The 9,616-nt window shown below is 33.8% G+C and carries 8 protein-coding genes; 3 read left to right on the top strand and 5 right to left on the bottom strand.

Translation table 11 applies throughout. The features are described 5' to 3' along the window. Positions 1-146: 146 nt before the first annotated feature. From DPG01_RS17795 to DPG01_RS17780, 4 genes are read right to left on the bottom strand one after another with little or no spacing between them, the layout of a single operon-like run. Complete coding sequence (locus tag DPG01_RS17795; RefSeq protein WP_110975952.1) at positions 147-1,916, bottom strand: ThiF family adenylyltransferase; 1,770 nt, start codon at positions 1,914-1,916, stop codon at positions 147-149. Beyond that, positions 1,913-2,407, bottom strand: coding sequence for a Mov34/MPN/PAD-1 family protein (locus DPG01_RS17790; protein WP_110975951.1), 495 nt, complete (start codon positions 2,405-2,407; stop codon positions 1,913-1,915). The genes DPG01_RS17795 and DPG01_RS17790 overlap by 4 nt, the downstream gene beginning before the upstream one ends. Positions 2,408-2,409: 2 nt before the next feature. Beyond that, complete coding sequence (locus DPG01_RS17785; RefSeq protein WP_110975950.1) at positions 2,410-3,594, bottom strand: CBASS cGAMP synthase; 1,185 nt, start codon at positions 3,592-3,594, stop codon at positions 2,410-2,412. Next, on the bottom strand, positions 3,595-4,608 hold the full coding sequence (locus DPG01_RS17780) for a CBASS cGAMP-activated phospholipase (RefSeq protein ID WP_228157024.1): 1,014 nt from the start codon (positions 4,606-4,608) through the stop codon (positions 3,595-3,597). Between the two features lie 230 nt (positions 4,609-4,838). Between DPG01_RS17780 and DPG01_RS17775 the strand changes: the two genes are divergently transcribed. The 3 genes from DPG01_RS17775 to DPG01_RS17765 all read left to right on the top strand — a co-directional run bounded on the left by DPG01_RS17775 (position 4,839) and on the right by DPG01_RS17765 (position 8,149). Beyond that, a complete protein-coding gene (locus DPG01_RS17775) occupies positions 4,839-5,300 on the top strand; it encodes a hypothetical protein (RefSeq protein WP_110975949.1) in 462 nt (153 codons plus the stop codon). Next, positions 5,297-5,938 carry a hypothetical protein gene (locus DPG01_RS17770; RefSeq protein ID WP_110975948.1) on the top strand — a complete coding sequence of 214 codons (642 nt, stop codon included), beginning with the start codon at positions 5,297-5,299 and terminating at the stop codon, positions 5,936-5,938. The genes DPG01_RS17775 and DPG01_RS17770 overlap by 4 nt, the downstream gene beginning before the upstream one ends. Before the next feature lie 927 nt (positions 5,939-6,865). Beyond that, positions 6,866-8,149 carry a ribonucleotide-diphosphate reductase subunit beta gene (locus DPG01_RS17765; protein WP_110975947.1) on the top strand — a complete coding sequence of 428 codons (1,284 nt, stop codon included), beginning with the start codon at positions 6,866-6,868 and terminating at the stop codon, positions 8,147-8,149. Positions 8,150-8,967: 818 nt separating this feature from the next. Here the strand turns inward: DPG01_RS17765 and DPG01_RS17760 are convergent. After that, on the bottom strand, positions 8,968-9,616 hold a 649-nt coding region (locus DPG01_RS17760), incomplete at its 5' end, for a Fic family protein (RefSeq protein WP_110975946.1).

Below are 9,616 nucleotides of genomic sequence, written 5' to 3'. Positions count from 1 at the left end.
CAAACATCTAAGCTTTGTAAGTTGGAAAAGTTGTACTGTTTGGACTGCCACCACTCTCCTAGACAAATATGGTCTATTCTTTTTGCATAGGAGAGGCTTTGTTGCACAAACATTCAAAAGAGAAACTTACCCCAAGTTATCCAAATTTAAGTGGCAACTTGAGTATATGGTCGACCTAATTCCGTAAATCTTTCAGAACAATTGGGACATGTAGTAGAAGCAGTTAATGTCATATCGCTAATTTTTGGACCTGCATATCCAACACTATAGCGAGTAAAGTAATTATTTTCCATCTGAGGCACGTTTCTCCATTCTAAAAGAATATCTATTGCCAAACCTGCCACAGCTAGACTAGAGGATATAGAATAGGGAGTATAAGCAGCACAAGGCCCAAGCCCCATAATTTTTCTAAAATTTTTATTCCCTAATGGATCTAAGTCTTCTTTATAGTCATCCACTCCCGATTGATGTAGACAACTAATGCACCCCCCATTACTTTCATAAAAGAATGGATTATTGATCAATGCTTGCACACACTCCCCATTACCATATATCCATAAATGTAAAAGATTAGGTCTATATTGATCAGGTATTTGGATTACCTTTTCATTTAAATACTCTGCAATCTCAATTTGGCCAGTTGCATCTATAATTAAATCATATACGTCAAGATTACTAATTATATTTACACTTTGATTTACATAATTAATCTGGATGTTTTTACTACCCACTTGCTCTTTGATATAATCGACTATTGCATTTGCTTTATTTCTACCAATATATTTTTTTCCTAATACATGCCTTCCTACATTTTCAACTTTAATATCATCATTATCACAGACTGTTAATTGACCTTCTCCCAACCCAGCACCAATTTTAATTAGTGCATCTGCAACATATCCTCCAATTGCACCTACTCCAATTTGTAAAATTTTTAAATCAGTTAAATTTCTAGTCTTAATGTCTTTTAAATTTCTATCAACTAATTCTTGCATGCAATATTTTTTGATATAAACAGGTAATACTTGATCTCTCAATATTTCTGAGGCTATTCTTACATTCCCACTTAACAATTTGTAATATTTCTTCTTCCAACTTATATAAAAAGATAAAACATGATTTTCAAAAACCAAAGAAATAAATATATTTTGATCTGATTTAATTTTATTTAAATTTCTTTTTAGAATATTAAAACAATTTAGATGAATATCATTAATAAATAAAAGCATCTTCCCTAAAGTTATTTCTCCTTCCACATTAAAATAATTTGACACCGAGGGAATATTAAAATGAGAAATATTCAAAACAATAAAATCAGAATCAATTGTTTTTTGACAGTTATTCTCTTTAGTAGAAATATATGTCAATTTAGCAGTCTGAAAATCCAAATTATCATCAAACTCCACAAATAAATTTTCTAAGCTATATTTCTTCTGAAATTCATTTGACAACATCATCCACATTGGAACTATTTCATTTCTTATCTCCTTAAGAAAATTAGAAGGATTGATTAAATCCAATATTACTTTTTTAAATTGCATTTCCATAAAAATTATAATTTTTGAAAAATACTTTCTATTAATTTCTAATTTATCATGTAAAACATAGCAAAAACTATATGCTTTTTTATTCAAATACGTAAACTGCGACTCAATTGAAAAATGAGGTAAAGGAAATCTAAAATGTTTAATGATTTTATTTATCTCTATTAGATCATCTTCAAACAAATAAACTTGAGGAGGTGTAATAAAGTCCCAATTCCTAAAAAAAACACCTAATCTTATATTTATACCCGATACAACAATATTTTTTACCCACAAATTATTGTAAAATTTTTTCTTTAAATTTGTATCATAAGGATCTACTAAATTATAATCTAGCTGTGTAAGATACTGAGCACAAAAATCAGGAATCAAATTACACCACCCTCGCAAATCCTTAAGGCATAATATTTCTTATTTACAAGTAAATTAAACCAATCATCTTTATAACTCTTATTACTTGCAATCCATAATAATTTAGGAAGTTCATTAAATTGTTCATTAAACATCAGTTGACTCCACCCTTTGTAATCACAATTAGATGGTCGTGGTTGTACTTCTGGATGAGTATGCCATTCACCTATATATTGTAAGACCCCATTTGAAATATCATGTACTTTGTTTAAATAAATTTGATGGTTTTTAGACTTTCTATAAAAACTATAAATACTTCTTTCATCATCCTCTGCTGGAGGACTGATATCTATAACTCTTAATGATTTACTACGTATTTCACCAATAATGATTCCACATGCCTCAGCCTTTTTCGTGTCTGCATACTGTCTGTGAAGATGAATTAAATGAAGTGCACTATCTGTTAAGTACACTTCAAATCTTAACTCTTCAGAATAAAGATGTAATCCCAAATTTACCCACCCCTAGTAGGTTCAATAGTTGCAGGATTGGTAGCTTGCAATGGCAATTCCTGATTATTATTCTCAACTACAACATAGCTTTCATCATCAGGAATTCTTTTTCCAAATTGGCTGCGTAGAAAATTAATTGAAGTTTTAGGTGACTCAATATCAATAGCTGCTGAAACTACACCGAGTAACTCTGCAGCTAAATCATGAGCTTCTTGTCTGTCATCTTCAGGAATTCGATTAAAGTCTTCATCTGTGTGTTCAGGAATAGAAGGTTCTTTAACTGGCCCAAGTAATGCTTTCGGCAGATTTTTTAAAACATACAATAATGCGAGATCATCTCTGTTTTCAAAATATTGATAATTTTGATTTGCAACTATCATCAGTAAGATTGAACTTGGCCCTCCACCGTTGTTATATTCGTGATCTCTCCAAGCTTTAAGATATCGAGCGATGTATCTTAACTGTCGACCATTATCTTCTTGATCTGCCAAGAAATCTGCATACCATTTACGAATTAACTCACAGTCACTATCTTTCCAATTACCATCACGTAAGGCCATATGGATTTTGGTAATATAGTCAAGTTCGATAATTTTAGCTTCACTCTCAAAGCTTTCTGTTGCGTAATGATAGCCCTTAAATACATATTCATCTTTGGCAATTGTTGCTTTTGCCTCATCTAGAATCATATTATTTCGTTCAACTAGGCTATCAAACATCAGGTCAGGAACGATATAAAGAGGCACATCCATATGCGCATTGCCTTCAAGTATGAGACGACAACAAGTATTTTTATCTTTACATAATTTCCAATCTTCTATATCGGCTAAAGGCTGCAATAATGTTTCTACTGCTAAATAATATGCTTTAGCCACTCTATCAGAACGTCCCTGAGCTAATAATGAATTAGGAAGATACACACCATAGTCAACATCCATTTCTTGTGCGGGATGCGCTGGCTGATTACAAGTACCATAAGCCCAAGAACCTTGTAGACGGAATTTTGGCTTAATAATATTTGGATCGCCTCCATTTTCGACAATGAAAGCTGCCAAACCTTGTTTCAGAGTAGCTCTTACCTTTTGCCGGCATGTATTTAAATAATCACGTTGATCACTAGTAGGCTTAATTTGCGTAATAAAGCCATCTTCTCTAGCTCTAAAAGTTCTGTGTAAATTACTACCCATTTAATTCTTCTCTCCTACATTTTTTTGTGGCCCATAAAACCATTCTCGTTTTCTTAACGGCTGGTTAAAATAATTTCGTATAAACTCTTTACCCAATGCAACTTTCGCAGATTGAAACCCATTCCCCTCAAGTACTTGCCTAGCCTCATCAGTTGTTTCATCTAGTCCAATAAATTGGGCTGACGATTGCACGATCTGTTCGTCGATTTTGTAAAATTGGTTTGGAAATGGTTCCATCCTATGCTTAACCATTTGTTCCATAAATTGTTGCTGACTACTCAAAACTAAATCAATAATATTTGGAGCTGCTTTAAAAATAGACCCCTCACCCCAATCCAAGTATCCACCATCTTTTTTCGTGCTTGGGTTAAGTTGTTTTTTTGATGATAAAGTACCAATCGAAAGAATGTGTACATCTTGGATATTCTTTTTAAACATATAATCAGCTTCATGTAAGCCAATCAAGCTAGGATCATTAGCAAAAAGCCCACCATCCACATATTCATTAGGACCAATCGGATGTCTTGGAAAATAAGTAGGCGCTGCTGATGTAGCTAAAGCTACATCAACTATTTTTAATTTCCAATCACGTTTAAGATTTGCATTATGAGGTGTTTTCAGAGTAACTGGACTACCTCTAGTGAAATCAATTGTAGGAATCACGACAGGACATTTTAGCTCTCCTAAAATTGAATCCCCGAACCAATCTTGTAAAACTGCTTTCAATGATTCATTGGAGTACTTTGAACCTGTAAATTTAAGAAGAGGCTTAGGCTGGAATATTTTATCACCGTGTGATTTAAATAAATCAACAATGTCATCAACTCTTATTCCATAAGCAATTGCCAAAGCTACGATGCCACCGACAGAAGTTCCAGTTATTAGATCAAAACAATCAGCTATAGAGTTATGTCCATTTTCTATCGCTTCTTGCTCTAACTCTTTTAAAACTGTTGCAGTAAATAAACCTCGATATCCCCCTCCTGATAGAGCTAGGATTTGAAACTTTTTCATTTTTTTTACTTAATGTGATGAATTATGCTTTTTATGAGGTTGCTTGTATAAATTTCAACCCATTTTTTGAAGAAAATTTATATATTTGTTTATGACCTCTCTTGAGATGGTCTGTTGATTGTCTTGAATAATAGAGCAATGTATTTTTAAAATTAAGATGGAATTTTCTTTCCACAATAAATAGAATTAAGTAACTATATATTTTTTATAATTTAATTTAGGTATATTTAGTGTCACATTCAATTGATCAACTCATACATAATTCACTCATAGAAATATGCCAAAACAGTAAAGAGGATTTTTCAGGTTTAGGGATAATTTGTTATGAAGAGTTAAGTCACCTTCCATATATAAGCTTACATCAAGAACAATCTTTTACCGACTTAGATTTAACAAATATCAATGAAACCTTATTGAAAATATCTACTTATTCTTCAGCCTACCATGATGGCTTTCATTTCTATGATATTAACTCTAAAAAATTAACCCATATTTCTCAATTTATATCCCCCCTATTAAACTCAGTAGAACATATGAATATTGAAAATGTCATTCCTTGCGGAGCTCGTGAGATGACAGCTTACTTAACATCTAGTATTCAAGGAATATTTTGTGTAGGTCTGATCAGTGCGAATAGATCTATAAAAATTTTTAAAAATAAATCAATTATTAACCAACAGGTAAGTATATGAGTTTTTTAGTATTAAAGTTTAATGAGCTAAGCAAAATAATCTACTTATTTGTAGTATTAGCTGGTCTAATTTTTGGATTGATACAACTAATTAATTTACTTCCCTATGTGAGCCTAACTTTACTCCAAACCTTAGGTCCATCTATCACCCTATCACTTTTTATTTTAGGCATCCTTCTTAGAACAGTTACAATTAAGCATCGGTTCCTAAGTTTTTTTATTGGCAAGCCAATTATACATGGGTTATGGAAAGGAAAATTGACGAGCAATTTTGAAGTAGAAGGACAGAAAATCCCTACTATCGAAATTTATTTCTTCATAAAACAGACTTTCTTAATCACTACCATCAAATCTTACACCCCACAACAGGCATCTGAATCAATCATTACAGCATTATCCCACAATAAAGATAGTGAAACTTCTGATTTTATCTATATTTATAAATTTTATCGGACAAAAAAACATGAAAACAAGGTGACCTTCGGTAGTGGGAATTTAAGATTAATAAACCAAGGACAAACTTTGGAAGGCATCTATTGGACTACAGCAAATACATGCGGTGAAATTGAACTAAACTTAATCAATCGTAATTGTGAAAGCATCGATTCCTATCAACTTGCTAAGCAACATGATAAATAATGCATTTTTATTCAAACAAGCACATCTCTCTCATAAAGACAGATGATACGCAGAAAATATTTCATAGATTGATTGTTAGAAGTATCTAATGATCAATTTTTTTAAGTTTTATCAGCTTTTTTATTGATTTTTTGATTCGTATACATTGTTAAATGTACTTAAATTTAACTTGGTGTCTAGTCAAAACACCATAGAAAGCTTATCAACCCCAATTGGTGATTGAGTTTCTGGAAATCAATAGCTAATCTGGTTATTCATTCAACACAATATATAGATTTTTTAAAGTATCTATACACCATATGATGTGTTCTATATAATAATCACACTCATTCTGTTTCGATAAAATGAAACCTAATTTTGGATTATCTTTGATAGGATATTTCTAGATATGAAGCTACATCCAATATATTGGCTTGAAGAAATGTATACATTTTTTCACTATTTTTGTTTCAGATAAGAAGTTATCTAATTGTAAATAAAGGATTTATCCCAATGTATACACTTTTAACATCAATAGAATGCCAATAATAACCTCCCCTAACCCCTCCTAAAAGGAGGGGAATTACACCAAACTTATTGAGGTGTAAAGTCCCTCTTTCATAAAGAGGGATTTAGGGAGATTAAAAAGTTAAAGATACCCAAGGAAATTACCATGCTCCATATGACACATAACTACATGTTAGGTCTTACAGCCTTGGTGCTTTCCTTTGTGGTTTTGTTTTACATGCCAATCGCCTATTTTTGGGTGAAAGTCAATCAAGCTAAAAAGCGAAAGCAAAATAAGTCATGAGAATCATGCTCTAGACATCATTTTAGAGTAACGATTGGCAAAACTTAATTTTGCTTTCACAAATTAAGCGTATAGTAGGACATCTCAGCTTTGCTGGATGTCAATAAAAGATATAAAGCAACGTAGAGAGAATTGATATGTCTATCCTAAGTTGGGACGATTTCGAAAATGATTCGCAAAAACCGGCTGCACCTGAACACAAGTCTGCGCCCGTCGAACCGCAAAAAGCGGCTAATCCGCAGATGGTATCTACTGCAGAGCAACCACAGAAGAATGTGGCAACTACACAATCCGCTTCAGCCCCTCGAAGCGGATCAACAAATCCAGCCGATCCGTTGGCAAGAGCATCTCACGCCTTAGAAAGCTTAGATGTTGCTCCAGGTCTAGAAGAACTAGAAATGGGTGCGCAACGTGTACAAGTTGACGACAAGGCGATGATTAACTGTCGTGCTGACCTCAACCAACTTGTACCGTTCAAATATGAATGGGCTTGGCAAAAATATCTAGATGGTTGCGCAAACCACTGGATGCCACAAGAAGTAAACATGAACCATGACATCGCGCTTTGGAAGTCTGAAAATGGCTTAACTGAAGACGAACGCACGATTGTTATGCGCTCACTTGGTTTCTTCTCTACTGCCGACTCATTGGTTGCTAACAACTTGGTTCTCGCGATTTACCGTCATATTACCAACCCTGAATGCCGCCAGTACATTTTGCGTCAAGCGTTTGAAGAAGCAATTCACACACATGCTTACCAATACTGTATCGAATCTTTGGGTATGGATGAAGGTGAAGTCTTCAACATGTACCGCGAAGTACCAAGTGTTGCACGTAAAGCAGCTTGGGGCCTCAAATATACTCAGTCTTTAAGCGACCCTTCGTTCAAAACAGGCACACCTGAAAACGATCAGATTTTGCTTCGTAACTTGATCGCATTCTACTGCGTACTGGAAGGAATTTTCTTCTACTGTGGCTTCAGCCAAATCTTGTCAATGGGCCGTCGTAATAAGATGAATGGTGTTGCTGAGCAATTCCAATACATCTTACGTGATGAGTCGATGCACTTGAATTTTGGTATAGATATGATTAACCAAATCAAGATTGAAAATCCTCACCTCTGGACAGCCGAATTCCAAGAAGAAATCATTCAAATGATTCTTGAAGGCACGATGCTTGAAATTGAATACGCACGTGACACGATGCCACGCGGTGTATTGGGTATGAATGCAGCAATGATGGAAGAATACTTAAAATTCATTTGTAACCGTCGTTTAGCGCAGCTTGGTTTACCAGAGCAGTTCGCTGGTGTAAACAATCCATTCCAGTGGATGTCTGAAATGATGGACTTACGTAAAGAGAAGAACTTCTTCGAAACACGTGTAACGGATTACCAAACGGGGGGAGCTTTGAGCTGGTAAAATAAAACAGCTATTAAAGTTTTCTTAAAAAAATAGAGCCTCTTGGCTCTATTTTTTTAAGTATAAAATCCAATGCTTATCTTTTAATAAACATTTCTAATATCAAGTACCCCATTTAGATTTTTCTGCATAAAGCTCAACCAATAACACAGATAGAATTTCATCATTCAATATAAATAGATTTTAAAATACCGCCCAACTCAACTCTAAATAAACTTGTAATAATCAAGTTTTAACAAGGCCACCAAAATAGACTTTCCTTTTGGAGGAATTTCACAAAAAGAACAATGGTTTTCTTGTGAGCCCTTAAACTATCAAATAAAAGTTTAAGAGTATTAAATAAGTCTTGAAATAAATACTATATTTTGAAAGAACTTAGGTAGCAAAAGCATTGAATTTTACATTTTAGAAATTGGTTCCATTAAAAAATAAAACATTTTTATGAATTCTGAATTCCTTTTGGCAACATTAAACATTCAGCCAATAAAAAAGCCCTTAAACATTGAGTTTAAAGGCTTTTTTAGATTCCGACGGATTACTTCGGAAAGAATTTTGGTGGAGGTGGCGTCAATTGAACTCAAATTCCAACTCATTTATTTCAAAGCCATTTTATTGAATAAAAAAATTCATTGACCCAATTTTGACCCACATCAGATTTAGTGTATTGAATCACTTAGAAATCTTGCTCAAATCCCAATTCAGGATTTGAATTGGTGTACGGCATTATAGCAAAACATTATACTGAAAAAAATTTGTAACGTTATAATATTAAAATTAACTCATTATGATATGAATAATCACATCAACCTAAATATAGTTCAATTTTTTAATTTGTACTTTTGCTTAGGACTCTTAGGCTTATCAGGAAGGATGCGTTCAATCACACCTACTTCTAATGCTGGAGTTAAATAATTTTTTTGGAATGTTGCTCGGTGGGACAAGTCTAATAAAGCCATCAGCTCAGTTAAGCTATATTCCTTCTGCTCCATATTCAGGATTAGACGTTTAACTTGATCGCTAACTTGTACGCTAGCTTGAGCGGTATCTTGATCGCTGGCATCAGAACTGAGTATTGCATCTAGAATCATCTGCAAAATAAACTCAATAAAAGGTGCAGAATCTGAGCGATCTGTGCTCGCTTGTAATGCATCGTAATAAGCTTTTTGGTTTTGATAAATCAAGCTTTCTACAGGAGTATTGAGAAAAATTGGATTCCACTGACTTAAGATTAAAGTTTGCCATAAACGTCCAATACGCCCATTGCCATCAGCAAATGGATGTATAAACTCAAACTCATAATGAAATACTGAACTCTGAATCAATGGGTGCTCATTCCCATCAGCCAACCACTGCAATAATTCTCCCATTAAACGGTGGACTTGATTTGCAGGCGGAGCCATATGCACGACTCGATCCCCTGACATCACCCCAACACCGCCATAACGATACTGTCCAACCTCATCAATC

Source organism: Acinetobacter sp. WCHAc060042 (assembly GCF_003231195.1).
GTDB lineage: Bacteria > Pseudomonadota > Gammaproteobacteria > Pseudomonadales > Moraxellaceae > Acinetobacter.
Note: the sequence above shows the minus strand (reverse complement) of the source record. Positions and strands in the feature narration are given on the sequence as shown.